Below are 25,735 nucleotides of genomic sequence, written 5' to 3'. Positions count from 1 at the left end.
AAGGGGTGTTTTTCGCGCGATGATTTTGAGGAAAACAGAGGGCGCTAGGAAACGGCTAGAATTCGCTACTTTGCTATGCTAAAATAGAACAGAAGTTAGAAGAAATGGGGAACGAACGTGACAGAATATTTAAACGTAGGGAAAATCGTCAATACACATGGGATCCGTGGAGAAGTACGAGTGATATCACAAACGGATTTTCCAGAAGAACGCTACCGTAAAGGGGCTGAATTGACACTTTTTCGTGAAAATAAAGAGCCATTACCATTGATTGTTTCAGGTCATCGCAAACATAAAAATTTTGATTTGTTAACGTTTGAGGGCTATCCCAACATAAACGACGTTGAACCGTTTCGTAACGGCATTTTAAAAGTTACCAAGGATGATTTGGTGGATCTAGCAGAAAATGAGTTTTACTACCATGAAATTATTGGTCTGGAAGTCGTCGAAGAGGATGGCACAGTCATTGGTAATGTCAAAGAGATCCTTTCACCAGGCGCCAATGATGTTTGGGTGGTACAGCGAAAAGGGAAGAAGGATGCCTTGATTCCTTATATCGAATCTGTTGTTCATACCATCGATCTTGAAAATGGTCAGGTCATCGTTGAGATCCCAGAAGGGTTGTTAGACGATGAGAATTGATGTGCTGACACTATTTCCACGAATGTTTGAAGGGCCTCTTGGAGAATCGATCATCGGTAAAGCACGGGAAAAGGAACTGTTAGAAATCAACGTCTCTAATTTCCGTGACTATTCCGACAACAAGCATCAAACAGTGGATGACTATCCTTATGGTGGCGGAGCAGGAATGTTATTAAAAGTCCAACCTGTCTATGACAATATCAAAGCGATCGAAGAAGCGACACCAGAAACGAAAAAGCGTGTGATCCTATTAGACCCAGCGGGAAAACCCTTTGATCAAAAGATGGCGGAAGAATTCTCTACTGAAGAGCACCTTGTTTTTATTTGCGGTCACTATGAAGGCTATGATGAACGAATCCGTTCATTGGTCACTGATGAAGTGTCACTGGGCGATTACGTCTTGACTGGCGGCGAATTGGGGGCAATGGTCATGATCGATGCGACGGTCAGGCTATTACCAGAAGTTTTGGGCAATCAAACCTCCGCACAAACTGATTCTCATTCCACTGGTTTATTAGAGCATCCGCAATATACACGCCCGGCAGAGTTCAAAGGCATGAAAGTGCCGGAAGTTTTGATGAATGGCAATCATAAATTGATCGAGCAGTGGCAATTAAAAGAATCATTGCGCCGAACGTATCAGCGACGTCCAGATATGCTGGAAACTTATCCGCTGACCGCTGAAATGCAGAAGCTTTTAAAAGAAATTGAAGACGAAGCGAAGACTGGCAAGTAAAATAGTGCCAGTTTTTTTGATATTCTGTGCCATGACAAGAAAATTCTCTTTACAGCCTATGGTCGACTGTGGTAAGATATTTCAGTGAGTGTAAACTCAACTATTACGATGTTCCGCTGGAGCTTTCATGCTTTAAGAATGTTTGGGAATAAGGAGAATGATAAACATGAATCCATTGATTCAAGAACTAACTCAAGAACAATTACGTACTGACATCCCAGCTTTCCGTCCTGGGGACACTGTTCGCGTTCACGCGAAAGTTGTCGAAGGAACTCGCGAACGTATCCAGTTATTTGAAGGTGTTGTCATCAAACGCCGCGGTGCTGGTATCAGCGAAACTTATACAGTTCGTAAAGTATCAAACGGTGTAGGTGTTGAACGTACCTTCCCATTGCACACACCACGTGTTGCACAAATCGAAGTTGTTCGTTACGGTAAAGTACGTCGTGCAAAATTGTACTACTTGCGTGCATTACACGGAAAAGCAGCTCGTATCAAAGAAATTCGTCGTTAATCATTTATTATCAGATGAAGCAAAAGCCCTTGATTTCAAGGGCTTTTTTCTTTTGTCTGAGATGGAAAAAACTTTCTATTCGTTGTGATAAAATGAAGAAACGACTATACAAATAGGAGGGGTTTTATTGAATGAAAGAAATAACAATCTTGGACGAGAAGAAATAATCATCGAAAAGGAGTTCGTCAGACGGCCAAAGGTTCCATGGTCGAAGGACGTCCAACGCTTTTTACGTTTTTTGCAAGATCAGCAGATAAATTATGTGCCGAAACCATTAGGGTTTGATCAGGAAGAACATGAGTTAGTTTCTTTTGTTCCAGGGGAGGTATATGATCAGCCATTGCCGGATGAACTTTATACTGATGAGGTTCTTTGTTTGGTAGCTGAACGATTAAGAGATTTTCATGATCGAAGTGTTGGTTTTCTGGAAAGGCTAACTGGTGAGGAACAGTGGATGCTGGAATACTCTGGTCCGACAGAGGTGATGTGCCACAATGATTTTGCTCCGTATAATATGACGATCGTGGATGGGGAGCCTTTTGGGCTTTTTGATTTTGACACAGTAAGGCCAGGAAGCAGGTTATGGGATGTTTCTTATGCTGCGTACCGCTGGGTACCCTTGTATTTTGATGGGAACAGTCGTCTGAGTGAAACACAATGCCATCGATTGAAACTTTTTGTGGATACTTATCGGCTGTCCAATAATGACAGAGTACAGATTGTCGATTGTTTGATCGACCGCCTTTGTGCACTAGTTGCTTTTATGAGTAGAAAAGGAGAAGAAGGGAATGGAAATTTTCAGAAAAACATTGACGAGGGACATCTTGCTAAATACCAATATGACATTCAGCGCCTGAAAGAAAATAAATCGCAAGTCATCGAAGGGATAAAAATAGAAGAATAGAAGAACAGTGAGTACAAATCATCCTACAGTCTTCTATCAGATCGTCTTGGTGTTTTTTATTGAAACGATTGTTATTTATATAGATGAATTATCTCTATCTTTTTAATTTTTAATTTTATGTAATCTGGAAATAAAGAAAAAATTTTGAATGATTTCATTATTGTTTTCTAATAAATGATTACAGAAAAAAAGCAATAAATTCCCCTTTTTTTGATGATTTCTATGGTAATCTTCTCGATAGAGAACTTTCTTTTATCTAGCTATTGCTGACCTCTATGCGTTAGTTAATTACTTCACAAATAAAAGAAAGTTCTTTATTTAATCGAATTGAAAGAGGTGTCTTTGTGAAAGCAGCTGTAGTATCTAAAGATAAGGTTGTAAAAATCGAGGAAAAAGAATTAAGAGCGCTTCGTCCGAATGAAGCATTATTGAAAATGGAGTGTTGCGGTGTCTGCCATACTGACTTGCATGTAAAAGATGGCGACTTTGGAGATGCATCTGGGATCGTACTCGGACACGAGGGAATCGGTAAAGTGGTTGCAATCGGTGATGATGTTACTTCTCTAGCGATCGGTGACCGTGCAAGTGTCGCTTGGTTGTATGAAAGCTGTGGATCATGCGAATACTGTGTGAACGGGAATGAATCATTATGCCGTTCGGTTAGAAATGCCGGCTATTCTGTAGATGGTGGTATGGCTGAAGAATGTATCGTTGTAGCTGACTATGCAGTGAAAGTTCCAGAGGACTTAGGTTCTGCTGAAGCCAGCAGCATTACTTGTGCAGGTGTAACCACATATAAAGCGGTAAAAGTTTCTGACATTAAACCAGGTCAATGGATCGCCATCTATGGTTTAGGGGGACTAGGAAACCTAGCCTTACAATATGCTAAAAATGTCTTTAATGCAAAAGTGATTGGAATCGACATCAACGACAAACAGTTGGACTTCGCAAAAGATCATGGCGCTGATCTTGTAATCAATCCTGCGAAAGAAGATGCGGCAAAAATCATTCAAGAAGCAACCGGAGGCGCACATGCAGCCGTAGTAACAGCTGTTTCAAAAGCAGCCTTCAATTCTGCTGTTGATGCTGTTCGTGCGGGCGGTACGATTGTAGCGGTCGGTCTCCCACCAGAAAGCATGGACTTGAACATACCTCGACTTGTATTGGATGGGATTAAGATTGTCGGTTCCCTTGTTGGAACACGAACTGATTTAGCAGAAGCTTTCCAATTTGCAGCGGAAGGAAAAGTTGTTCCTAAAGTTGTCATGCGTCAGTTAGAAGAGATTAACGATATTTTTGATGAAATGCTTTCTGGAAAAATCAAAGGACGGATGGTCATTGATTTTCAAGAAAAATAAACGAAAATAGAGAAATCAACTATGAATTTTTAGCGAAGGAGAAAATTTCGTGTGTAATTTATTGATCATTGACAGCGAAGAGCGAAGAGCAGTTAGCGAGATGATTCGTTTGATTGATCGTCATTTCCCAAATGTCATCTTGCTTCCAATGGTTGATTCGAAAAAAGCACTTCAGCGTACCTGTCTTGAGCAGATGGTTGACATTGCAGTGATCAATGCGGATGGCGAAGAAGACTGTTTTGAATTATACAAAGAATTGCTTTCTTTTTACCCGAATGCAAAAGCAATTTTGTATTCTGTAGTAGAAAGCTTTGCTATCGCTCAAAAAGCGTTGCGTTACGACTTGATCGATTATTTGGTCGAACCGATCACCAATGATTTTGTTTATGCATTGGACCGAGGGATTCAATCCATCAATCAGATTTCCTTGCTGCACGTCGAGAAAAACAATGAAGCTTCTCCTTCGCTTTCTTTAAGACATAAGATATTGCGCTATATTCATGAAAATTATAGAGAACATATTACGTTAGACACTTTAGCAGATCATCTGCATTTAAGTCGGTATCACACCAGCCGTTTGATCAAGAATACATTAGGAATGACCTTTTCATTATACTTGATGATTTATCGTATTGAAGTTGCCAAAAAAGAACTCTCAACAAGTGATCGATCAATCAGTGAAATTTCTGTTAGAGTAGGATTCAATGATCCAAATTATTTTAGTAAGAAATTTAAAAAAGCAACTTCTTATACGCCCAAAGAGTATCGAAAAATTTATCGTGGGAAAGTAACCGTGATCGACTCAAGACTTGAGCTTTGAGTATTAAATAAAGTAGTTTGGGCTGATTGTATTAGCGAAAACATGATTCTTTGCTAATGCTTATCAAGTTACTTTTTCATAGATGAGAAAAGCTAAAAGGCCTATGCGTGCAAGGTCTTTTTTACTTGAAAAAAATTTTGGATCAGGTTTTTCAGACTAGCAGCAGAGGACAAAGACTGATGTTTTTGTGAATGAACCGATAGGTGCTATAATGAGAACGGATTCAGCAGTGCAGCTTACCAAAGAAAGGAAGCAAGAAAATGGCGAACAAAATGGTGTTTATTAACTTGCCTGTCACTGATATCAAACGTGCAACATCCTTTTATGAAGCGCTGGGGTTTGTAAAAAATGAAGAGTTCTCAAACGAGACCAGCAGTGGAATGGTTTGGAGTGAATCGATTTGGTTAATGCTATTAGAACATGCGTTTTACCAACAATTTCTAAATGGTAGAAGTATTGCAGATACAAAGAAGACGAGTGGCGCATTGATCGCGTTTAGTTTTGACACACCAGAAGAAGCAAAGAATTTTGCGAAAATTGCTGAAGAAAATGGTGGACAGTCGTTCCAAGTTGATATGGGGATTCCAGAGGACATGATGGTCGGCTATGAAATCGTTGATCCTGACGGCAATCAGATTGAGTCTGCTTGGATGAAAGGCTATTAGTAAAGTGCTCGTTTAAATAAAAGGAAAAAAATGGTTCAGTATGCAGTTCCCTCAAGAAGTTAGGCTTTTGTGCTAACTTTTTGAGGGCTGCTTTTTCTTGACGGGATCCTCGAGTTTTGTAAGATTGGTCAGTACCCTTTGTCTAAATTTGAAAAAAGAGGTATGATACAAGAAAAAGGAGTGGAGACGAAGTGAAATATTCAACGAAATACAGCGACGCCATTCACATCCTCGCTTACATCCACCTCTTTAAAGGAACTGATCTATCAAGTGATCGGATCGCCCAGAGTGTTGAAACGAATCCTGCTTATGTTCGCCGGATTATGAGTGATCTGCGTATTTCAGGATTGATCGAAAGCCAAAGAGGAAAACCAAACCCTAAACTAACGAAGGAACCATATGAGATTTCTTTGTTGGACATCTATGCGAGTGTTGAAAAAGATCAGCATCTTTTACATGCGGACAAAAAGACCAATCCCAATTGCTTGATTGGGGGGAATATCCAAACGGTATTAGAGGAAACTTACGATGTGCTGCAAAAGAAAATTGAGCAGGAAATGAGCGCTATCTCGCTGCAATCCATCATTGACGGCATTCAAGTAGAAGCCAATCATTAAAAGAGTCACATGGAAGGCTGTAAAAAAGAACTTTCACCTGCTAGGCAAATTCTTGACAGGGAAGAAAGTTTCTTTTATACTCTAGTTGTAACTTGATTAGTAACAACTTATTTTGAAAAAAACAAAAGTAGGAAGGATGATCATTATGAAAATCGGTATTATTGGCGCAACAGGGAATGCAGGTTCAGCAATTTATCAAGAAACAGTACAGAGAGGACACGAAGTGACTGCTATCGTGAGAAATGAAGCGAAGGCCAAAGAACAACTTGGTGAAACGGTCAAAACACTTACAAAGGATGCTTTTTCTCTCACAGAAGAAGAGCTCAGTGACTTTGATGTGCTTGTTGACGCGTTTGCGACAAGTCCTGACAAAGCTTACTTGCATGTGGATATGGCAGCAAAATTAGTGCACCTGTTTCGAGAAAAAAACACTCGTTTGTTCTTCATCTTAGGAGCCGGCAGTTTATTCAATGAAGCGGGGGAACGTAATCTCTCTGAGTTGAAAAAAGCACCAGGAAGCGAAAGTTGGATTGCGATTCCAGAAAATCAGCTAGACGAATATCTCTTTTTAGAAACAGTCAAAAATGTCCCTTGGGTGGGGATTTCTCCTGGGAATGTCTTTCAAGAAGGACCAGCTAAACCAGCGATTTTAGGGAAAGATCACTTACTATTCAACGAACAAAAGGAATCGGTGACATCTAGCGGTACGTTAGCTAAGGCAATTATCGATGAGATCGAAACAGTACAACATGAAAACACTCGCTTTACTGTGATTGATGCCTAGTAAGTTTTCAAAGACGACTGAGAAGGAAATGCTATGAGTAGCGTTGACTATTGGTACGAGTGGATGGATAGGCTATTTTAGGCAACAGTTCTTTTTTCACATTATTGTTTCCCATACTCAGTAATTTAGACAAGACAAATCCTCTGTCTTTGCTTATAATCAAGGACAGAGGTGAGAAAATGAATAAAAAAATCGAAGCGTATGAATTGATGCTTCTGCAATTAAAAGGATTATTAGAAGCAGAGAGTAATTGGATCGCTAATCTAGCAAACTCTTCTGCTTTATTAAATGAAACATTGGAAGATACGGTGTTTGCCGGCTACTATTTGTTTGAAGAAGGCGAACTGATCTTAGGCCCGTTCCAAGGAAGAGTATCTTGCACCAGAATCACTATGGGCAAAGGGGTTTGTGGAGAGTCAGCGGCAAAACAAACGACATTGATCGTCCCGAATGTCAAAGAACATGAGAACTATATCTCTTGTGACTCGGCAGCTATGTCTGAAATCGTTGTTCCCATGATAGCTGATGATCAATTGATTGGTGTGTTGGATATCGATAGTGGCAAAACGAACAGCTATGATGAGATCGATCAGAAATATCTGGAAGAATTTGCGGCGATCCTAGTAGCGAGTCGTAAGTAAATCGTTATTTCTTAATAATTAGTAAAAAACAATATAATGTTTAAAAAGTAAGTGTTCATTGAATAATGGGCACTTTTTTCATTTTTGTTTTAAATGGACATGCATATCGCTTTATTTTATTAGAATTAGATGATAAGATGATAATACAATTAGAGAAATGAGTAGTAAGGAGCGCATTATGGAAGCAGAAACAATTGTATTAGGTAAAGCATATGAATGTAAACCAGTTGGCTTAGAAAGCCGCGTTATCGGAGAAGTGGTCAGAAAAATGGAACGTTGTGCCGTTTTGCATGTGATCCGTTATGAAGAGACCGATCATGACGAGCTTGAAGAACGTTGTGGACGAGTTGTGGCAAAATACAACGAGATCTATCAACCAGCATTGGTTGAATGCTTTTCTAGCTAAGGGTTAATCCCAATCAAACGAAGCCATGCACGTAAACCAATTCCCTTAACAAAGGGGCTGTTTCTTGGAAGCAGCCTCTTTTTTTGATTCTTGGACACCGCTGCGTAGAAAAATGCATGCTATAATGGGCGAGAAACTAGCAGAAAGCAGGGAGCGAAATGGAATTAGAAAAAACGGTCATTGATGACAAACAGATGCTTTTTGAATTGCCGAAGGAAGCAGGGCAACTGCAAATTGTTAAAGGAAAACTTATTGAAACAAAAGACAATACCGTCCTCTTAGCCATAAAAGAAGGCCAATTACTATCAGTAGCAGATGAGAAATCATTTGATGACAAGCAAGAATATGATCGCTTAATGATCCTTACACCACCTTGGGAGATCATGGCGCCATACTTAGCAGCCTATTACCAAGAGAAATATCATTTGTCCAATGCTTCCAACGCACCTATCGTGATTCCACAGGAACTGCAACAAGGGGTCGCTGTTTGTGCGGAATCATTTGATTGCTTGATCGATTTTCTGGGGTATGTATCCACCAGTAAAAAGGAAACGAAAGCGGTGAAAAAAGGGGGCAAGCCTCGTCATAATTGGTCAAAAGAATTACAAGATGAACCCTTTATGGTGGATTATCAAGGAAGTACAGCAACGGTCTATTGGCAGAAACGCAACGAGGTTCGAATTGAAAAAGGCGCTACCTTGCGTCAAGAGGTCCCTTTGAACAAAGACGGCTCGGTGGGCTTTTCAGCTCGATTAGCAGAAAAGATACGGCAAGAGAATCAATCAGCGATCAAAGAGGGACGAACGATTGAAGACGTCGTATTAAAAAGTGTCAATGAGGTCGGCATGTTTCTTTACTATGGGGGGACCAATGGCTGGCTTCAATTAAAAGATCAGCAAGGAAGAACCCTGAACGAGCGAACGGTGGAATAGAAAAGAGAGATACTGAACAAGAAAGCGATCCACCAAAGCGAACGGAATCAGCTTTGGTGGATCGCTCGTATCGTTTAACTAGGAGTAGGCTCTTCATCGATCAAGACAAATTCTTGACCTGTTTTGGACAAAACAAGGCTCGGTTTTGCAGTTCCTTCCTTTTCTGCTCGATACGCCTCTCGGTGCTTTTGCAGATGTTCAGGGCGTTTTAACCAAGCTTGAAATGCTTTTTTCTCAGTCCATTTTGACACCAACTGGAAAACGAGGCTGTCTTTTGATTCTGAAAACCAAGCTTCAGCAGAGTGACACCCAGCGAATGTTTTCATTGAGGCGGTATCTTTTTTCATTTTAGCAAGAAAGATGTCTTTGCCTTCTGGAATGACTTCAAATGCGACGGTACGGATATACATGAAATTCCTCCTTTGACTGTGAGTGATTTCATTTAGTATAGCGCTAATTGAGAATCATTGTCAATTAGCGTGGGGATTTTTACTTTTTTATCGATTTTCACTTTTTGATTAAATCTTTCAAAAGCCTTGAACAAATGAAAAAAGTACGTATAATTAATATACGTACTGAAGAGTCCGAAGAGTATTGGAGAAAATGGATACTTGGGGAAGTCTTTCTTTTCTCACGTGCAATACTCTTCGTTTGTTTAGTGTACCACTCCCATTTTAAAATAGATACGTTTTTTTTACTTTCTGAGGAGATTTCTTTTACTCCTTGAGTTGAAAGGCAAAAAAGTGGGAAGGTTCTGAGAAAGCGCTATGAAGACGAAATTTATGTCTTCTTTTTTTGTGTGAAAGGAAAGGAAAATTAAGAAAGTTTTTTTATCCATTTTACCTGCGAAATGATGTATAAGAAAGTATCAAAAGTTCTGATTACTAGAAGATCAGGACTTTTTTGTATGCTTTCTTGGCATGACTCCTTTCAACGATATTCAGCATAAAGTCGCTCTTTTCTACTTTTTACATTCAGAAGAGCGTTTCTGACACAACCGTGTAACCTCTTACATTTTTTGGTCGTGTTAAATTGACAGGCTGCATAAACATGCGGTAAACTCGGTACAACAAACAGAATTTTTTGAATTATCTGAATGTTAGAAGGGGATGAGTAGAAATGGGGAAACGTAGCAAATATGCAGTATCGCTTGTGTTACTAGGCAGCTTATTTTTAGCAGCTTGTCAAAATGGCAATCAAGATAACGAGACGGATTCATCAGCAGCTTCTTCTGCAGAGCAAGTGATCAATGTGCAATTTTCGGCAGAGATGGGCAGTGCAGATATTTCTTTAGCAACCGACTCTTACAGCTTTATCACGTTAAACAACGCCTATGAAGGTCTTTATCGCTTAGATGAAAACAATGTTCCTGTGATCGCTGGTGCAAGTGAAGACGCTGAAGTTAGTGAAGATGGGCTTTCTTACACCATTTCACTGCGAGAAGAGGCAAAATGGTCCAATGGCGATCCAGTTACTGCAGCTGATTATGTTTTTAGCTGGCAGCGAACCGTTGATCCAGCCACTGCTTCCAATTATGCTTATATGCTGGCACCCGTTAAAAACGCTGCCGCTATTTCAGATGGGACGCTAGATAAAAGCGAGTTAGGGATCGAAGCAGTCAATGATTATCAATTGAAAATCACGTTAGAAAAACCGACGCCTTACTTTTTATCTTTACTGGCTTTTCCAACCTTCTTCCCGCAGAACGAGCGTGTCGTGGAAGAGTTTGGTGATCAATATGCCTTAACCAGTGAAAACGCGGCGTACAATGGACCATTCCTATTGACCAATTATGCTGGACCAGGCACCGACATCCAATGGACATTGGCGAAAAATCCCGATTATTGGGATGCCGATTCGGTCAAACTTGAAACAATTAACTTTGATGTCGTGAAAGACTCATCGACCGCTTATAACTTGTACGAAAGCGGACAAGCCGATGACATTATTTTAAGCGGTGAATTGGCGATGCAGAATGTGAATCATCCTGATTACATTGTTCAGCCTAGTGCAACCACTCAGTATTTAGAAATGAATCAAGCACCAGAAGATTCGCCTTTTCGAAATGCGAATCTGCGCCAAGCAATTTCGTATAGTATGAATCGACAACAAATCGTTGACAATATTTTAGGCAACGGCTCCTTACCAGCTGTCGGCTTTGTTCCTTCTGACCTAGCGTTCAATCCAGAGACAAAGGCTGATTTTGTCGAGGATGCGGCAACCAGGTTAGCCTTTGACGAAGAAAAAGCCCAAGAATATTGGGAAAAGGCAAAAGCTGAACTGGGTATCGATACATTGTCTTTTGAACTATTGACATCAGATACCGACCAATCGAAAAAAATGGCGGAATACATTCAAGGCACCTTGCAGCAAACACTGGATGGGCTGACTGTCGAAGTCACAAACGTTCCATTTTCTGTGCGCTTGGATCGTTCAAATAGCGGCGATTTTGAGATGGTCATGAACAACTGGATCGGGGATTATGCAGATCCAATCAACTTTTTGGAATTGTTCAAAAAAGACAGTTCCTATAATCGTGGAAAGTGGCTAAATGATGACTACAATCAATTGATCGAACAAGCCTCCAATGAAAATGCTAACAATCCAGAAGCTCGTTGGGAAAATATGGTAGCAGCAGAAAAAATCTTAAACGACGACTTAGGCGTTATTCCACTCTTCCAAAGTGCTGAAGCACATCTACGGTCGCCAAAAATCAAAGGCCTCATCGTTCATAGTGTTGGCGCGGCCTATGATTATAAAAATGTCTTTGTCGAAGAATAAGGAGAAAAAAGCTCCTTTTGTCTATTCATTGTCTGACTTCGCCAAAGAGGGCAGCAGACGAGAAAAACGTTACTAGAATGTTTAGCAACTTGATAACAAGGAATAAAGCAGTTCTTTTTCTAGCAGCGAACAATGACGTATTCATTTTAGCTAGATAAGAACTGTTTTTCTTTTTGGGAGGAACACCAATGAAAATCACAGCAGTTGAAACCAAACGAATTCCGATCCAGCTGAATGCACCGTTTAAAACGGCCCTCAGAGAGGTGCACGCCGTCGAAGTGATTCGAGTGCTGCTTTTTTTTGATAATGGGATCGTTGGCATCGGAGAAGCAGCACCTACCGAAGTGATCACCGGTGATACAAAAGAAAGTATTTTAAAAGATATCGAAACGGTCTTTGCCCCGTTCCTGTTAGGCAAAAAGGTAGATGCCCAATTGCTAGTAATGGATGAGCTTCATGCGTTGATCCAGCATCATACGAGCCCAAAAGCGGCGATTGATATCGCGATGCATGATGCACTGGCAAAAGCGGCAAACTTGCCTCTTTATCGCTATTTAGGTGGTTCTGCCAATACACTGACAACCGACTATACGATCAGTGTTGGCTCACAGGAGCAGATGCTGCATGATGCCCAAGCGAAAGTCCAGGCGGGATTTCGCTCCTTGAAAATCAAACTAGGGGCAGGAACGATCGAAGAGGAAGTTGCGAAAATTCGCCGCATCAATGAACGCTTGGCAGGAAAGATCCCCTTTCGAATCGATGCGAATCAAGGCTGGACCAAAGAAGAAGCGGTGCAGATTTTAGACCAATGGCAAGACATTCCGATCGAGTTTGTTGAACAGCCAGTAAAAGCCCATGATTTTGCTGGACTCAGCTATGTGACTGCTCGTACGACGATTCCAATCATGGCCGATGAAAGTCTTTTTTCCTATGAGGATGCCAAGCGTTTGATTGCTGAAAACTGCTGCAATTATTTGAACATTAAATTGATGAAAAGCGGCGGGATCAAAGAGGGACAAAAAATTTATCACTTGGCAAAAGAGCATCAAGTGCCGGTGATGGTCGGTTCGATGATTGAAGGGTATGGGGGAATGGCGGCAGCCGCCCATTTTGCTTTGGGGATGTCTGATGTCCAATTTTATGATCTGGATGTTCCTTTTATGTGGGAGACCCAAACGACTTCCCCTGAAACACAAGGGATTCTTCAGCGTCCAGGAAGCTTGAGCGTCACCGAACGCATCGGGCTAGGAATCAACGAATAAACAGTTATGAGAGGAGCAAAGATGAAACAAATTGTTCAGGCTGGCTCTTCCTTCTTATGGAAGGAACCCAAAGAAAACAAAGTACTAGCAAAAATCAAAGCATTTCCTTTAGAAGCGCTGCACACTTTTTTGACTGATGAAGATACGATGCGGCTTTACCAGGAAAGCTTAGTGGACTCCGAAGTATTATATGGGACGATAGTAGAAGTCATCGCCCAAACGGATGGTTGGTCACATGTGATCGTCTTGGATCAAATAAGCAATAAACACCCACTCGGGTATCCCGGTTATCTGCCGAACGAGGTATTGAAGCCATTGCCACCAGATTATGCAACAGCTAAAAGAAGGATTGGTGTGATTGCAAAAGAAGCCGTGCTTGTTTTTGACTCGACCACACGACTCGTTTCTTTTGGAACAGTTTTACCACTTGTTGGGGAAACCGCAGATTCCTATCAAGTGGCTACGCCTAATGGACTAGCAACGATTGCTAAAGCTTTTGCACACGACCTATCGGATACATGGGCAAAGCTCCCAGAAAAAATGGTTGCTTTAGCCGAACAATTTATAAACCAGCCCTATGTCTGGGCAGGCATTAGCGGCAGTGGCTTTGATTGTTCTGGATTCATGTATTCGCTGCATCGACTTCATGGTATTTTGATCCCCCGTGATACGATCGAGCAAGCACAACAAGCAAACACCGTACCTTACAGTCAGGCACAACCAGGGGACCTGCTGCTGTTTGCTTATGAAGAAGGAAAAGGCGAAGTCCATCATGTTGGGCTGTACTTGGGAGATGATGAAATGATTCATTCAAGAACACCCGGATCGCGGGTCATGAAAACCAAAATCACTGGCTCTAATTATGAACCAGAGCTCGCAGTTGTGGCGCGTTATTGGCAAAACCAGCCGAATGAATCACAGGAATGCTCATGAACATTCTTTTCATGAACGTAAGGAAAGGGGCATTTGATGGGAAAAGATGACTTGCGTGTAGCAATTAAGCCTATTCTAAAAAACTATCAGACAACCTTGGAAATGGGTTTATGGATCGGTACGCCAACGGAATGTCTCATTGACTATCAGAGTCAAAAGTCGTTTTCGGCAGCGAGTATCAGTAAGCTTGTTTTGTATGCCTATTATCTTGAACAGATTATCGAAGAAAAAATCGATCCGCAACAGCTGATCGGTGTGAACGCCGTTGATCTGACAGGGGGTGCTGGGGTGATCCGTCTTTTTCCTCAGAAGAAAGGTTGGACCATCAGTGAGCTTCTCACGGCGATGATCGCCGTATCTGATAATACTGCGACCAATGTACTATTGGACTTAGTAGGGTTGCCCACGCTTCAGGCCTGGATTCAGGAGCCAGAGATTCAATTTGAACGGTATATGATGCGACCGATCAAAGACAAAGAGAACCGCTTGACCCCCTCGGCGGCTGCCAAACTACTACTAAGGTGTGTTAAACGAGAAGAAGCTGCACTAGGATTTTCACCTTTAAATCAGCAGCAATTTCAAGAAGGATTAGCGGGAAATTTTGCGGAAACTGCGCAGCCTGCTTGCCGCATTTTTAATAAGACAGGCCGTCTTGACCGCATCGAACACGATGTAGCGTATTTACAAGCCAATGAAACGACGGTCATCATTGCGGCGTTTTCCTATGATAAAACCGGTAGTGGTCAAGGGATCAGTTGGCTAAGAGAAATTGGTCAAACAGTTTATCAGCAATATTTTTAAGTAAAATGCGCTGCGTATCGATCCTCACTCAGAGGCACTCGATCCGCAGCGTATTAATTATTTACAACAATAAAATCCCCCATATCATAGCGGTGCCGTGATTGGGAAAATTCAAAAGGCGTCCCATCGCCGAGGTAAACCGTTTGCTCAACTTCTAAAATGGGATCGGTGGCAGCACAAGCTAAGTATTGCTGGTCATAGGTGTCTGCGCGATCCGCTTTGATACGACGGACAGATGTTCCAATCGAGGAGTGGAGTTGGTTTGTGATGTAGCTATAGACGGAAGAGGATAAGACTTCTTCGGTAATGCCAGGAATGACATGAAGCGGCATGATGGTATATTCTAAAACCACGGGTATATCGTCAAATAGACGCAGACGAACGATATCATAAATTTGCTGGTCACTGCGAATTTTTAGTTTTTCTTGTTCTTTCTCATCGGGAAAAAGAATGGCAAAAGAAATGATCTTGCTGGTGATTTTTCCTGTCTCTCCAAGGCGCTTGGTCAGCCCACGATTGATCTTGGCGTTGTAATCGAAGGTTGAATAGGAATCACTGATAAACGTACCCGTGCCTTTTTTACCGTAAATAATGCCTTCCATTTGTAAAATATTCAATGCTTTTTGAATCGTCACGCGGCTCGTTTGATAATCCGCAGCCAGTTCGGATTGCTTCGGCAATTTTTTCTCTTCTTCGTAAAACCCGTGATTGATTTTGCTCCGTAAATCGGCAGCGATGTCATGGTAGTTCGCCATTTGCTTCACCTCAAAATAATAATAAGTGATAAAACGAAGTATGTAAACTTGGAGCTTTACATACCCTGTTTTGAAGGCTTTTCCTGCGTTTACATTCTTCAGGAAATGAATTACATTTGTAATGTAATCGTTTTCTAACAATTGAAGAATAGGGGTATAGGAGGGAGTTTTATGCAAGGATTTATGGATCGACTCGCTGACGTTTTAGGAAAGTTTGCCAATAGGATCAACAATTTACGCTACATCATGGTCATTAAAAATGCTTTTGCTGCTTTGATTCCAGTAATCATTACAGGGGCGTTTGGTACATTATTTTCAGCAATGGTTTTTGATGCTGAAAATGGATTGGCACAAATCGAGGCACTGCGCTTTTTAGAAAGTTTAAAACCGATCTCATCTGCGGTCAGTTATGTGACGTTGAGTTTCTTAACGATCTATGCAGTGTTTCTGATTGGGATTGAGCTAGCAAAATTAAATAAGATTTCTGGGGTCTTTCCAGGAATCATCGCAGTGATGTCTTATCTTTCTGTTAATCCAATGATCTTTGAATTTTTGCACGAAGATGCGACGGTGGTTGCCGAAAACGTGCTGGCTAAGCAATATACTGACACGAAAGGCCTATTTTTAGGCATGTTCGTTGCGATCGTTTCCATCGAGCTTTATGCGTGGTTAGGAAGACAAAAACGGCTGCAGATCACGATGCCTGATAGTGTTCCAGGGAATGTTTCGGCAAGTTTTTCGGCATTGTTTCCAACGATTTTCACCGTGACCATCATCGCCACCGCTGGTTTTGCTATCAAAGCACTCACAGGGATGTATGCCTACGATATCATCTACAATGTCGTCCAACGACCACTGGAAGGAATCGTCCAAGGCTTACCAGGCATCTTGTTGTTGATGTTTATCGCACAAGTCTTTTGGGTCATCGGGATTCATGGGAACCAGATGGTCAAACCCATTCGAGAACCATTGTTGCTGGCAGCGATCGCCGTCAACACGGAAGCTTTTGAAGCTGGAAAAGAAGTACCCAATATCATTACGATGCCGTTTTGGGATATGTATATGAGTATGGGTGGCTCTGGCGTGACGATTGGTTTGCTGATTGCGATTTTGATCGTCGGTAAACGAGAGGACATGCGCCAAATCACTAAATTGTCATTAGCACCTGGGATTTTCAATATCAATGAGCCAGTGATCTTCGGCATGCCAATTATGCTGAATCCCATTTTGGCGATTCCCTTTATCCTGACACCGTTAGTAACAGGAACGATTGGGTACGTGGCGACAAGTCTAGGCTTTGCCGCTAAAGCGGTGGTAATGGTCCCATGGCCGATGCCACCGATCGTCAATGCTTATCTAGCTACTGCTGGGGATATCGGGGCTGTGATCACGCAAGTTATCTGTATTGTCGTGGCGATTTTGATCTATCTACCTTTTGTTTTGGTAATGAATCGTACGACCAATGAAGTTGCATAAAGGAGTTTTGAAAAATGGTAAAAATACCTGAAACATTTATTTTAGGGGCTGCTTCGTCTGCTTGGCAGACAGAAGGCTGGCAAGGAAAGAAAGAAGGGCAAGATTCGTATCTCGACCGCTGGTACAAAGAAGAACGCTTTGTCTGGCATAATGGCTACGGGCCGGCTGTTGCAACGAATTTTATGGAAAAGTTTTCAGAGGATGTTGAACTGATGCAGGAGGTTCATTTGACCCATTACCGAACATCGATCAACTGGGCGCGCTTCTTTACCGACCATGAACAGCTGATCGTTGATGAGGATTATGCTGCTCATATCGATCAGCTTATCGACCAATTGCTTGCGGCTGGGGTCGAACCGATGCTTTGTTTGGAACATTATGAACTGCCAGCTAGTTTGATGGATGCCTATGATGGCTGGAGCTCGCGTAAAGTGGTCGATCTATATACTCGTTATGCCGAAATCGCCTTCGAGCGTTACGGTGATCGAGTCAAACAGTGGTTCACCTTCAATGAGCCGATCGTTATTCAGACTCGTTGCTATCTCGATGCGATACGTTGGCCCCATGAGCAAAACACAAAAAAATGGATGCTTTGGAACTATCACAAAGTATTGGCATCCGCCCAAGCGGTGGCTGTCTATCATGAAAAAGGCTACGAGGGGCGCATCGGTTGTGTACTGAATCCAGAAATGGTTTACGCACGCTCTTCCTCACCGGAGGATCAAAACGCACAAAAAATGTACGATCTTTTTTTCAACCGAATCTTTTTTGATCCAATGGTCAAGGGGCATTATCCAAATGAACTTATCACACTTTGCCAAACCTATGACATCTACTTTGATCCGACAGAAGAAGATTTGGAAACGATCCGCACCCATACGGTGGATTTCTTAGGGGTCAATCAGTACTACCCGAAACGCGTGCGGGCACCACGATATCAATGGCATTCGGATACACCATTTCATCCAGAAATGTTTTATGAGACCTTTGATTTGCCAGGAAAACAAATGAATAACTCCCGTGGCTGGGAAATCTATCCGAAGGTCATGTACGATATGGCTAATTATCTTAAAGAAAATTATGGCAATATTCCATGGCTGATCACTGAAAATGGTATGGGGCGGGAAAATGAAGAACAGTATTTGGATGCCACAGGTCAAGTCCAAGATGATTATCGGATTCAGTTTATTACCGAACATCTTTACTGGCTGCTAAAAGCCGTCGAGGAAGGCGCCAACTGCGAAGGCTATATGCTTTGGGCATTTACCGATTGTGTTTCACCTATGAATGCGTTCAAAAACCGCTATGGTCTCGTACGAATCGAGCTAAATGAAGAACGGACTCGGTCATTAAAAAAATCAGCCGCTTGGTATCGTTCCCTGATTGATGAACGGTGGCTTCCATTTGAAGAAAAACCATTGATTCTGTAATAAAAACCCACGCTGATTTCCTCATCCTAAAGGAAATCAGCGTGGGTTTTCAGTTAAAAGGGTTGTTTATGAGGAGCAAGTTTCTCCCAGTCAAAGGTGACGCCAATCCCTGGTTCTTCTGGGGCAATCGCACAGCCATCGGATGGATCGATCACTAACGGTCTCGTGGTGTATTGATCGATTGGGAAACTGTGCATTTCGAGATACCCAGCATTAGGCATCGCTGCCAGTAGACTAACGTGCAATTCTTGCATGCCATGTGTAGAAACAGATAAGTTACTTGTTTGTGTTAAGGCAGCAATTTTCAACCAGCCGGTGATCCCACCGCAATTGGAAGCGTCGGGTTGCGGAAAATCGACATTGCCATATTTGATCATATGAGCAAATTCGATAGGGGTGCGCAAGTTTTCTCCGCCTGCAACCGCAATTTGTCCTTCTTTAGCGATACGAGCGTAGCCTTCGTAATCTTCGGGGATCGTTGGTTCTTCAAGGAACAAAATGTCATAAGGCGCCATCAGTTTGGCGGCTTTGATCGCTTTTTCAACAGACCAGCTCATGTTGGCATCCACCATAAAGACAACATCGGGACCAATCAATTCTCTGACCGCTTTTATTCGAGCAATATCTTCGGCAAGTGTTTTTTGTCCCAATTTGATTTTGACCGCTTTTAATCCCATGTCTAAATATTTTTGATTATTGGCTAAGAGTTTTTCAAGAGGAAAGTTTAGATCAATCGCACCACCATAGCATTTGACTTTGTTGCTTGCGCCGCCTAAAAGTTTGTAGAGGGGTTCTTGTGCTTTTTTCGCACGTAAGTCCCACAAGGCGATATCACAAGCCGCAATGGCGAAACTTGCTAAACCGCCTCTGGCAACATAGTGGATTCCCCAGTTCATCTGATCCCACAAGGCTTCCACACATGCTGGATCTTTCCCTGAAAGGATCGCTTTTAGTTCTTTATCGATCAGTTTGGCGATCGATTCGCCACCGAAGCCACCAGTATACGTATAGCCGACCCCATCGCGTCCATCATCAGTAACGATCTTGACGATAGGCACTTCAAAGTGGGTGTGTAAGCCGTGCTTCGCATCTTCCATGATTTCTGGAAGAGGTATCCGATAATACGCTGTTTGTACATCTGTAATTTTTGCCATTAAAAATCCTCCTCAAATTAATGTTCACGTGTGCATTTTAATGTTAACGTTTGCATAACCATGGTAGCATGGGAAGGCGAGATTGACAAGGCTGAATTTCCTCAAATTCAAAACTTTAAAAGAAGGAGGATCGCTATCGAAGGGATCGCATCTCATCAACTGATGCTTCATGGAACCATTTAGAATATAAACAGATATAGGGAATATTAGCTAGAAACGAAGTGAAACCCCTATAAATTGTCACAAAATAGCATTTTGTTTATTTTTAAAGCATAGTTATTGAATAAAAATCATTTTTGTATTATGATTATCTTAACAACGAGCAATGAAGAGTACTGGGGCAAATGAAAGCTTGGGGAAGTCTTTTATTTGGGATACCCAGTACTCTTATCTTTGTTAAACGACAAGTGAAATACAAAAGAACGACTGAACTTCTTTGGTTCAGTCGTTCTTTTGTATTTCATAAAGCGAGCGAGAGTAACTTATCGTAAGGAAGAACAAGTTTTTCTCAATTGACAAAGGAATAATCATTGGCGGTTAAAACAGTACGAGCTTGTTCTACCTGATGTTCCTTGATTAAAATATAATCAGTATTGAAGGTAGAAACAGCAAAAATACTGATTGACTCCTCGGCTAGAAGGGAAGAGATTTTTGCAATAATGCCAATTAAGCTAAAATCCAGCACACCAATTATTTTCATCGCTTTCCATCCATCTTCTCTGTTTAGTGTTTCAGCTGGAACCTTTGCCGTTGGTAACACCAAAGAAAGTTCTTCTGACGTATGGGCAAAAAATAGAGGAACGATCTTCAGTATCGAAGGATCAATACGCTCTACTTGGATGACAGAAAAAGAGGGTGCCAATAAGGTCAGTTTCATTTAATCACGTCCTTCGTTTGATGCAATCATCATATCAAAGGATAAGAAAGAAGGGAAGGCGATTATCATTTGATCACGTACGATTCTAAGCGTTGTGTCCTTTCTGCGAGACGTAACAGACGGGTAGATTCTATACAGAAGAAAATAAGCGGTTAAAACTGATGGGTATACCTCTGTTTCTGGAGAAGAAGAAATATCAATTGGATCCGCAATCTATGCTGAATCAGATTTGAAATCAATCGAGTTAATAGAAGATAAATAGCACTCAATCATAAATCAATGGTTGAGTACTATTATTGTACATAAAATTATGGTGGACAGAGGAATGGAATATAAATCACTAATTGTTTGATTGGAAGAAAAATTGATACTGAGGATCATAAAGAGAAGAAGGAACATGCTAAATTTTACGAAGACCTTACAAGATTCAAGGAGAAGGTAAAGAACGCTCTGTAATATTTTGATAAACTTTAGTCAAGGAGGTGTGATAAATGGATAAATTTTTCAACTTTATTGAAAAAGGACTTTCCGAAGAAATTAATTTTTTTATGTTTTCCATAGATTTGGAACATTATTTAGTCGATCACTACGAGGAAATGTATACCGAAAACAAAGAAGCTACATTGTACCTGAATGATTTACTTCCTGATGAGGCTGAGAAAATGGAACCTGGAATGAATCCAGATAGTTTTTGTGAACGAGTAAAGGAAATTGTAGAGAAATCGAAAACACTTTAATTAGCACTTTTTTTGCTGAGGCAGAGTCAGATCAAGCCAGCAACGAACTATCATAGATTGTTGATGATCAAGCAGATTATGAAACTTACATCAAGCTTTGATGATAAGAAACATCTTCAAAAAATTTCATGCGATGAGGCAGGGAAAATAACTATTGTAGAAGCAAAGAAAGCCGTTGATAACGCAAAACAGGAGTGAAAAAAAGTGTGTCTAAAGATACTAAGGAGTAAAAAGCCTTAAATCAAACATAGAGTAAAAAAATCAGCCCAAGAAAAACTCGCAAAAAAGAGATTCGTATACAATTTGGTGAAAAGGTACGCCATTGAAGAGCATTGATTGCTTAAAAAAAGCATCTGACTTCACTTGAACAATTAATGTAGGTTCAATCGGTATAAGAAATACAATCTAAGAAAAGCGAGGAATAGCACATCGGTTTAAAGCTGATAATTAACCACCATTTGACTACCAAACAAGAAAACTACGAAAAACATTGTGGAACTGAAAATACAAAAAAAGTGTTCAAAACCTCTTTAAATCAAGGCTTTGAACACTTAGGAAAAACTACAAAAATCTAATCGATTTTTCTTTATGGAGATGGCGGGAGTCGAACCCGCGTCCAAACATATTGCTACCTAAAAATCTACGCTCATAGTCAACTCATTTGAAGGTTCGCTTTACAGCTTGCCGAGTGACAGGCAGTCTGTATCGCTAGTCTGATGCTCTCTTTTTTATCTTACAGACGGAAAGATAAAACGTATCCCACTTAGAATAGGACCCTTACTCGAGCACATGGGCGATGCCGAGAGGATCTACGCTAACTGTTTTTAGGCAGCTAAAGCGTAAGAGTTTTCGTTTTTAGCAGTTATATTTAACTGTAACGTTTTAACGTAGACGTAACCTACGAAGCGCAATTCAGGCTCAACTATGCCTGTCGAATCCGTAACATCCCCTTGATAAAAGGGGTATCGCTACCATTCATTAGTATACCATAGTTTTACCTGTATGCAAAGAATCAGATTAAGTCAAAGTGTTTCAGGGCGTGCACGATCCCGCCTTCGGTATTTTTCAGGGTCACGAAGTCTGCCAACTCTTTCAACTCTTGAATTCCATTTCCCATTGCAATTTTGTGGTCGCAGGCTTCTAAAAGAGCGAAGTCGTTGCTGCCGTCACCAAAGCCGAAGGTAGGTACATCTTCTAGACCCAACAATTCTACCAAGGTTTTTACGCCCGTCCCTTTAGAGGTGCCAGATTTTACGACATCGATGGAAAAGGGGGTATTACGATAAAAAGTTAATTCTGGAAAACGCTCATGATAATAAGCATCGTTGCCGACACCTAAAACCAACAACATATTGGTCCGATCTGTTTCATAATGCAGAGGATCGATTTCTGGTAAAGGGCTGCGGACATAGTTGTACGCACCAATCATTTCCGCGGTATGTCCAGTCGCCCAATAGCCTTTCTCATTGTAATAGCACAGTTCATCGCCATTGTCTTTGACTGCTTGGAACATCCGTGCGCAAAGTTCAGGTTCAAGGGTATCGGAAAAAACTTCTTTGCCGTCAATACGGATAAAGGCGCCGTTCATGACGATGTTCGAGGTGATCCCAGCTGCTTCACGAATGGCGGTAACTTCAGGTTCGGTTCTTCCTGTTGCAATGATCGGCAGTACTTGGTTTTTTCGCAACATCGCCATCGCTTCAGCGATTTCGGATGTGATTTGCGAGTGTTCATCTAAAAGCGTACCGTCAAGATCAAAAAAAGTTAATGCTTTATAGGTCATGTATCTTACTCCTAAGGTTTATAGTCATAGTCCACTCACAATCTTATCAAAGATTGAAAAAAAGGCAAACCTTTATGAATAATCGGTGAAGTTGTTGGTAGAAGAAAGAAATTCGAGTATACTATAGGAAGAATGGAGTGAAACGATGATTTTTTTAGTAATTGGCATCATTTTTTTCTTGATTGGTCTCACTTTTTTTCTTTTTCCATCAAAAAAAATGAACCTTATTTATGGCTACCGTTCCTATTTAGCAAAACAAAATGAACGCAACTGGCGGCATGCTCAGAAACTATGCGCCCGTTATTTTCTGCTTTTTGGCGGAATCATGGCGGTCATTGGGTTTGTCTTGAAATGGCAAGAATGGACCAATTTTTTCCTAGTTGAAATGATCGCGATCCCTTGGTTCATCGTGCCGATCTTTGGCCTGATCGAAGAGAATCTGCAACGATTTGATAAAGAACATAGAGGTGAAGAAAATGAATATATTAATGATTGAAGACAACGAATCTGTTTCTGAAATGATGCAAATGTTTTTCTTGAATGAAGGATGGGAAGCGGCTTTTAAGTACGACGGCAAAGAAGGACTGGAAGCCTTTGCTGCTGAACCAGACAAATGGGACATGATCACCCTTGACTTGAACCTTCCTTCCATGGATGGCATGATGGTGGCGCGCGAAATTCGCAAAATCTCCAGTACAGTACCTATTATTATGTTGACGGCCCGTGATTCAGAAAGCGATCAAGTCATCGGGTTGGAGATGGGGGCAGATGACTATGTGACGAAACCTTTTAGTCCACTGACCTTGATCGCGCGGATCAAAGCCTTACACCGCCGCAGTGAGTTGGTTGAAAAAACAACGCCTGAAGCTTCCGATGCAACTTTTGATGTTGTGACCGATCATTTCAAAATGAACACAAAAACACGGGAAGCCTATTTAAATGGCAAACCCATCGATGGGTTGACGCCGAAGGAATTTGATTTGCTTTATACGTTAGCGAAAAAACCGCGGCAAGTCTTTTCACGAGAGCAATTGTTAGAACTAGTTTGGGATTACCAATATTTTGGTGATGAACGGACGGTTGATGCGCACATCAAAAAACTAAGACAAAAAATAGAAAAAGTGGGACCTCAGATCATTCAAACCGTCTGGGGTGTGGGGTATAAATTTGACGATGCAGGTGCTGCTTAATGCGCTACTTGTATCAACAGCTGATTGCGTTTTTTGTTGTGATCTTCGTGATTTTGATGACGATTGGTATTGCGTTTACACAAATGACGCGCCAAACATTACAAGAACGAAATTATGAGCAGTTAATGGGGTATGCTTCGTCGGTCGCGACGATTTCGCAAATCAGCGATTCAGAATATTTGCAGCAAAATATGACGCGAGATGGCTATCTGCAATATTCTCTGCATTTGGCTGAAAATATTTTGAGCAACCAAGACATTTCTTTTGCTTTCTTTAAAAGCCCCGATGACATCATTTATCCATTAGATACGACTCGTGCGGTAGATTTTCCAATTTCTGAAAAAGACTGGCAATCCTTAGAAAACGGGGCGCGTCTGCAACTGACGTCGCCTACGAATCTATATGGGGGAAAAGAACTGACTTCCTATGTTTTGATTCCTTTTTCTGTCAACCGAACGGATTTTTACGGGGTGATGGTGGTTTCGCAATCGGCAAGCAGCATCTTGAATCTTGTCAGTGCTTTTAACCAAAACTTGTTTAAAGTATGTTTGATCTCGATCGTCGTTTCCTTATTGATCAGTTACCTATTTGCTACGTTCCAAGTAAGGCGGATCAATCGCATGAAACGAGCAACCAAGGAGATCACCAATGGCAATTTTGATATCTTCTTGCCAGTGCATAATCGGGATGAATTTGATGAGTTAGCCGAAGATTTTAATTTAATGACGAAATCCTTAAAAGAGTCGCAAGAGGAAATTGAACGACAAGAAGAACGTCGTCGACAATTTATGGCAGACGCTTCGCATGAGATGCGTACGCCTTTGACGACCATCAATGGCTTATTGGAAGGGTTGGAGTACAACGCGATTCCTGAAAATCAAAAGGACAATGCGATCCGTTTGATGAAAAATGAAACCAATCGCTTGATTCGATTAGTCAACGAAAACCTTGACTACGAAAAAATCCGAACCAATCAAATCTCGATGGTCATCAAAAAATTCGATGCAACGCAAACCATTAAAAATCTGCTGACGCAACTTGAGAGCAAGGCAGAAATCGCCAAAGATGTGTTGATTTTAGAAACAACAGAGCCAATTGACGTCTATGCCGACTACGATCGTTTCGTCCAAATCATAGTCAATATTTTACAAAATGCGATCCAGTTTACGGAAGATGGAGAAATTCGGGTTCGAATCGAAAAAGGCTACTTGGAAACGATCATCGAAATCAGTGATACGGGAATCGGCATGTCTGAAGAACAAGTCAAGAATATTTGGGATCGTTATTACAAAGTCGATCCTTCCCGTAAAAACCGTCAATTTGGTGAATCAGGTTTGGGCCTATCGATCGTTGAACAGCTCGTACGCCTGCACAAAGGAAAGATCAGTGTAGAAAGTGAACTTGGCAAAGGCACGACGTTTAAAATCTCTTTTCCTGATATCGACTTAAATGAAGAATAGCAATCGACCGGCAGCAATTCGCTTAGCCGGTCGATTTTTTTGCGGTTCATTGGCAGCAGTCCAAACAAAAAGACCTG

General features: G+C 41.3%; 29 protein-coding genes and 1 other RNA gene. 24 read left to right on the top strand and 6 right to left on the bottom strand.

Annotation, left to right across the window (positions count from 1 at the left end; genetic code table 11):
• Positions 1–117: 117 nt before the first annotated feature.
• The 12 genes from rimM (at position 118) to IGI76_RS12105 (ending at position 9,019) form a co-directional block, all read left to right on the top strand.
• Complete coding sequence (gene rimM / locus IGI76_RS12160) at positions 118–642, top strand: ribosome maturation factor RimM (protein ID WP_231434845.1); 525 nt, start codon at positions 118–120, stop codon at positions 640–642.
• Complete coding sequence (gene trmD / locus IGI76_RS12155) at positions 632–1,378, top strand: tRNA (guanosine(37)-N1)-methyltransferase TrmD (protein WP_231434844.1); 747 nt, start codon at positions 632–634, stop codon at positions 1,376–1,378. Before rimM ends, trmD begins: the two co-directional genes overlap by 11 nt.
• A gap of 166 nt (positions 1,379–1,544) precedes the next feature.
• On the top strand, positions 1,545–1,892 hold the full coding sequence (rplS, locus tag IGI76_RS12150) for a 50S ribosomal protein L19 (protein ID WP_002357176.1): 348 nt from the start codon (positions 1,545–1,547) through the stop codon (positions 1,890–1,892).
• 127 nt (positions 1,893–2,019) lie between these two features.
• Complete coding sequence (locus IGI76_RS12145) at positions 2,020–2,796, top strand: aminoglycoside phosphotransferase family protein (protein WP_142968782.1); 777 nt, start codon at positions 2,020–2,022, stop codon at positions 2,794–2,796.
• Positions 2,797–3,140: 344 nt separating this feature from the next.
• Positions 3,141–4,154 carry an alcohol dehydrogenase AdhP gene (gene adhP, locus IGI76_RS12140; RefSeq protein WP_005229064.1) on the top strand — a complete coding sequence of 338 codons (1,014 nt, stop codon included), beginning with the start codon at positions 3,141–3,143 and terminating at the stop codon, positions 4,152–4,154.
• 100 nt (positions 4,155–4,254) lie between these two features.
• Positions 4,255–4,974, top strand: coding sequence for a response regulator transcription factor (locus tag IGI76_RS12135; protein ID WP_174273013.1), 720 nt, complete (start codon positions 4,255–4,257; stop codon positions 4,972–4,974).
• Between the two features lie 260 nt (positions 4,975–5,234).
• The gene (locus tag IGI76_RS12130) at positions 5,235–5,639 is read left to right on the top strand and encodes a VOC family protein (protein WP_005229066.1); all 405 of its coding nucleotides are present in this window, start codon (positions 5,235–5,237) and stop codon (positions 5,637–5,639) included.
• 191 nt (positions 5,640–5,830) lie between these two features.
• Positions 5,831–6,256 carry an Rrf2 family transcriptional regulator gene (locus tag IGI76_RS12125; protein WP_231435092.1) on the top strand — a complete coding sequence of 142 codons (426 nt, stop codon included), beginning with the start codon at positions 5,831–5,833 and terminating at the stop codon, positions 6,254–6,256.
• Between the two features lie 136 nt (positions 6,257–6,392).
• On the top strand, positions 6,393–7,040 hold the full coding sequence (locus IGI76_RS12120; protein WP_231435091.1) for an NAD(P)H-binding protein: 648 nt from the start codon (positions 6,393–6,395) through the stop codon (positions 7,038–7,040).
• Positions 7,041–7,219: 179 nt separating this feature from the next.
• A complete protein-coding gene (locus IGI76_RS12115) occupies positions 7,220–7,681 on the top strand; it encodes a GAF domain-containing protein (protein WP_015510123.1) in 462 nt (153 codons plus the stop codon).
• Between the two features lie 178 nt (positions 7,682–7,859).
• Complete coding sequence (locus IGI76_RS12110) at positions 7,860–8,087, top strand: hypothetical protein (protein WP_005229082.1); 228 nt, start codon at positions 7,860–7,862, stop codon at positions 8,085–8,087.
• A gap of 158 nt (positions 8,088–8,245) precedes the next feature.
• Positions 8,246–9,019, top strand: a complete 774-nt coding sequence (locus tag IGI76_RS12105) for a hypothetical protein (RefSeq protein ID WP_231435089.1) — start codon at positions 8,246–8,248, stop codon at positions 9,017–9,019.
• 74 nt (positions 9,020–9,093) lie between these two features.
• Here IGI76_RS12105 and IGI76_RS12100 read toward each other — a convergent pair whose 3' ends face one another.
• Positions 9,094–9,429: an antibiotic biosynthesis monooxygenase family protein gene (locus tag IGI76_RS12100; protein WP_074536028.1), complete on the bottom strand. Its 336-nt coding sequence runs from the start codon at positions 9,427–9,429 to the stop codon at positions 9,094–9,096.
• A 709-nt stretch (positions 9,430–10,138) separates the two neighbouring features.
• Here IGI76_RS12100 and IGI76_RS12095 point away from each other — a divergent pair.
• The 4 genes from IGI76_RS12095 to IGI76_RS12080 all read left to right on the top strand — a co-directional run bounded on the left by IGI76_RS12095 (position 10,139) and on the right by IGI76_RS12080 (position 14,796).
• Positions 10,139–11,800, top strand: coding sequence for a peptide ABC transporter substrate-binding protein (locus IGI76_RS12095; RefSeq protein ID WP_231435088.1), 1,662 nt, complete (start codon positions 10,139–10,141; stop codon positions 11,798–11,800).
• Positions 11,801–11,988: 188 nt separating this feature from the next.
• Entirely contained in the window at positions 11,989–13,062 is a 1,074-nt protein-coding gene (locus tag IGI76_RS12090; protein WP_231435087.1) for a dipeptide epimerase, read from the top strand.
• Between the two features lie 21 nt (positions 13,063–13,083).
• A complete protein-coding gene (locus IGI76_RS12085) occupies positions 13,084–13,995 on the top strand; it encodes a C40 family peptidase (RefSeq protein WP_231435086.1) in 912 nt (303 codons plus the stop codon).
• 36 nt (positions 13,996–14,031) lie between these two features.
• Positions 14,032–14,796, top strand: coding sequence for a serine hydrolase (locus IGI76_RS12080; protein WP_231435085.1), 765 nt, complete (start codon positions 14,032–14,034; stop codon positions 14,794–14,796).
• 53 nt (positions 14,797–14,849) lie between these two features.
• Here the strand turns inward: IGI76_RS12080 and IGI76_RS12075 are convergent, their stop codons facing one another.
• On the bottom strand, positions 14,850–15,551 hold the full coding sequence (locus IGI76_RS12075; protein ID WP_074536019.1) for a GntR family transcriptional regulator: 702 nt from the start codon (positions 15,549–15,551) through the stop codon (positions 14,850–14,852).
• Positions 15,552–15,722: 171 nt separating this feature from the next.
• Here IGI76_RS12075 and IGI76_RS12070 point away from each other — a divergent pair, with 171 nt between their 5' ends.
• Together IGI76_RS12070 and IGI76_RS12065 are read left to right on the top strand one after the other, a co-directional pair.
• Entirely contained in the window at positions 15,723–17,027 is a 1,305-nt protein-coding gene (locus IGI76_RS12070; protein WP_015510115.1) for a PTS sugar transporter subunit IIC, read from the top strand.
• Between the two features lie 14 nt (positions 17,028–17,041).
• Positions 17,042–18,457: a glycoside hydrolase family 1 protein gene (locus tag IGI76_RS12065; protein ID WP_231435084.1), complete on the top strand. Its 1,416-nt coding sequence runs from the start codon at positions 17,042–17,044 to the stop codon at positions 18,455–18,457.
• Positions 18,458–18,510: 53 nt separating this feature from the next.
• Here the strand turns inward: IGI76_RS12065 and IGI76_RS12060 are convergent, their stop codons facing one another.
• Positions 18,511–19,611: a mandelate racemase/muconate lactonizing enzyme family protein gene (locus IGI76_RS12060; RefSeq protein WP_333718653.1), complete on the bottom strand. Its 1,101-nt coding sequence runs from the start codon at positions 19,609–19,611 to the stop codon at positions 18,511–18,513.
• 60 nt (positions 19,612–19,671) lie between these two features.
• Between IGI76_RS12060 and IGI76_RS12055 the strand changes: the two genes are divergently transcribed.
• Positions 19,672–19,794 (top strand): hypothetical protein, encoded by a 123-nt coding sequence (locus tag IGI76_RS12055; protein WP_268259960.1) that lies wholly within the window; start codon positions 19,672–19,674, stop codon positions 19,792–19,794.
• 325 nt (positions 19,795–20,119) lie between these two features.
• On the opposite strand, the gene IGI76_RS12050 is transcribed toward IGI76_RS12055, so the two are convergent.
• The gene (locus IGI76_RS12050) at positions 20,120–20,488 is read right to left on the bottom strand and encodes an ACT domain-containing protein (RefSeq protein ID WP_010749708.1); all 369 of its coding nucleotides are present in this window, start codon (positions 20,486–20,488) and stop codon (positions 20,120–20,122) included.
• Positions 20,489–20,979: 491 nt separating this feature from the next.
• On the opposite strand from IGI76_RS12050, the gene IGI76_RS12045 reads away from it, so the two are divergent.
• Together IGI76_RS12045 and IGI76_RS12040 are read left to right on the top strand one after the other, a co-directional pair.
• Positions 20,980–21,225, top strand: a complete 246-nt coding sequence (locus IGI76_RS12045) for a hypothetical protein (RefSeq protein WP_010749707.1) — start codon at positions 20,980–20,982, stop codon at positions 21,223–21,225.
• A gap of 63 nt (positions 21,226–21,288) precedes the next feature.
• On the top strand, positions 21,289–21,423 hold the full coding sequence (locus IGI76_RS12040) for a 3-oxoacid CoA-transferase (protein ID WP_438792264.1): 135 nt from the start codon (positions 21,289–21,291) through the stop codon (positions 21,421–21,423).
• Between the two features lie 388 nt (positions 21,424–21,811).
• On the opposite strand, the gene ssrA is transcribed toward IGI76_RS12040, so the two are convergent.
• Positions 21,812–22,175: a transfer-messenger RNA gene (gene ssrA, locus IGI76_RS12035) on the bottom strand.
• Positions 22,176–22,237: 62 nt separating this feature from the next.
• Positions 22,238–23,008, bottom strand: a complete 771-nt coding sequence (locus IGI76_RS12030; RefSeq protein ID WP_081116485.1) for a Cof-type HAD-IIB family hydrolase — start codon at positions 23,006–23,008, stop codon at positions 22,238–22,240.
• 145 nt (positions 23,009–23,153) lie between these two features.
• Between IGI76_RS12030 and IGI76_RS12025 the strand changes: the two genes are divergently transcribed.
• The 3 genes from IGI76_RS12025 to IGI76_RS12015 are packed head-to-tail and all read left to right on the top strand — an operon-like array spanning position 23,154 to position 25,658.
• The gene (locus IGI76_RS12025) at positions 23,154–23,504 is read left to right on the top strand and encodes an SdpI family protein (RefSeq protein WP_015510109.1); all 351 of its coding nucleotides are present in this window, start codon (positions 23,154–23,156) and stop codon (positions 23,502–23,504) included.
• Positions 23,485–24,198, top strand: a complete 714-nt coding sequence (locus tag IGI76_RS12020; protein WP_010749704.1) for a response regulator transcription factor — start codon at positions 23,485–23,487, stop codon at positions 24,196–24,198. The genes IGI76_RS12025 and IGI76_RS12020 overlap by 20 nt, the downstream gene beginning before the upstream one ends.
• Entirely contained in the window at positions 24,198–25,658 is a 1,461-nt protein-coding gene (locus IGI76_RS12015; protein WP_231435082.1) for a sensor histidine kinase, read from the top strand. Before IGI76_RS12020 ends, IGI76_RS12015 begins: the two co-directional genes overlap by 1 nt.
• Positions 25,659–25,735: the final 77 nt, after the last annotated feature.

The sequence above is a fragment of the Enterococcus sp. DIV2449a genome (assembly GCF_051711225.1).
Taxonomy (GTDB): Bacteria; Bacillota; Bacilli; order Lactobacillales; family Enterococcaceae; genus Enterococcus_D; species Enterococcus_D casseliflavus.
This window is presented reverse-complemented; position numbering and strand designations above follow the sequence as displayed.